Raw genomic sequence first — 1796 nt, 5'->3', positions numbered from 1 at the left:
ATATGATAAAGGATAATATTGACGAAAGATTACTTGGAGAGAAGTCTTATTTTTCGAGTAGAGGGTTAAAGAAGCCTGAAGAGTATATTTTGACGGAAAAAGAAAAAGAGACTCTGCTAAAGTCTCATGACGAATATATAACATATTCCAAAAACTATGAAAATGAATATCTAGGCAATATTCATAAGATACAAATTAACTTAAATCGCAAAAGTTAACAGCGCTATTTTAACACATAGAAAATAAAAATACTATGACTTTACCGTTTTCTAATAGCGGGTAAAGTGTTCAAACTTTGACAATGGGACTCCTATAATGGGGTCCTTATTTAATTTCCTTGAAAATATAAAATCCGCCCTTTTGCGTGTGGGTGGGGTGACTCCAGTTGGGGCCCCCGACACCGCAAGGCGGATTTATTTTATTTATAAAAGACCGAGAGAAATAACACTAACCATTATGGTATTGACATGATACCACTTTGATACTATAATGATACCATAAGGAGGTGAAGTTATTGGGAAAAGCGGTTTTTTCTCTAAGGCTTACTGAAGACCTACACGAATGGTTAAAAAAAGAAGCTGAAAAGAGAGGTATGTCGGTCAACGCTTTGATTTCATACATACTGAGCGAATATAAAGACGATAAAGAGTTTTAACGGAGTAGTTCTACGTAGTGAAAGCGTAGCGGTTCCTTTACTTGGAAAGGCGACTCTGATAACCTAGTTCGGTTTGCCACATTAAAGATTTCTAGAAGGTGGCGACGGTGGCAAGTAATCTGGGTCGCAAAGGTTCCGAGTCAAGGATTCATGGAGTAGATCTACGCAGTGGTGATGGTGAAGCGCAACTAAAAAAACAAGAAAAGAGGACGAGCACATGTTTAATATTTCTTATTACAAAACCGAAGACACAAAAGTAATGGTGGTTACATTACACGCACTAAAACAAACTATCATTTTGCAACCAGGATTCTTTTATAAAATTTCAGGAGTTGATAGAAAAGTAATAACCGGCTGCGGCGAATTTAGTGGTACAATTCTAGTAGATTTAGGATTTATATTTCCGTTTAAATCTGATAGAAAAATAGGTTAATATTTAATCGCTATTTCTGTTTCTTACTTAACTTGATTATAGCGATTAATAAGCAGAAAAATTTAGACAAGGAAGAGAGGTATTTTATAATTGAGGTATCGTCACAAACTAATAAAAAGTGGCGGTGTATGGGAATTATTGAGCTACGAGAAAGAGGTAGCAACAGGTAAAGATGCAGTTCGTGAAAATGCTGGTAGGAAAAAACAGTCTGATCATGATTGGATAAATGATGCTGAAACAAAGATGAAGAACAGGTCTGATGTGTTATATCGTGCAAGGAAGCAAGTGTTTAACCAAGCAAATGCCAATGCAAATGCGTGGAACGAGCAACCGAAATTTTTCACACTTACATATGCTGAAAACATGCAGGACATAAAACAATCTAACTATAACTTCAAAAAGTTTATCCAAAGGCTGAATTACACTTTAAAAATAAAACTAAAATACACTGCTGTAATTGAGTTTCAGAAACGAGGGGCTATACATTATCACCTATTGGTCTATAACCTTCCTTACACGCCTGTAGACGTTCTATCGGACATCTGGGGTCATGGGTTTGTTAAAATAAATAAAATAGACCACGTGGACAATGTAGGGGCTTATATAACGAAATATATGATAAAGGATAATATTGACGAAAGATTACTTGGAGAGAAGTCTTATTTTTCGAGTAGAGGGTTAAAGAAGCCTGAAGAGTATATTTTGACG

At 35.7% G+C, this 1796-nt stretch carries 2 protein-coding genes and 1 pseudogene; all 3 read left to right on the top strand.

Going from position 1 to position 1796, the window contains the following annotated elements:
• On the top strand, positions 1–218 hold a 218-nt coding region (locus ACF08W_RS35060; RefSeq protein ID WP_350889369.1), incomplete at its 5' end, for a hypothetical protein.
• A gap of 287 nt (positions 219–505) precedes the next feature.
• Positions 506–655 carry a toxin-antitoxin system HicB family antitoxin gene (locus ACF08W_RS35055; RefSeq protein ID WP_350502499.1) on the top strand — a complete coding sequence of 50 codons (150 nt, stop codon included), beginning with the start codon at positions 506–508 and terminating at the stop codon, positions 653–655.
• A gap of 571 nt (positions 656–1226) precedes the next feature.
• Positions 1227–1796: pseudogene (locus tag ACF08W_RS35050) on the top strand (hypothetical protein); the annotation flags it as partial.

The sequence above is a fragment of the Streptomyces sp. NPDC015144 genome, from assembly GCF_043079735.1.
Taxonomy (GTDB): Bacteria; Actinomycetota; Actinomycetes; order Streptomycetales; family Streptomycetaceae; genus Streptomyces.
This window is presented reverse-complemented; position numbering and strand designations above follow the sequence as displayed.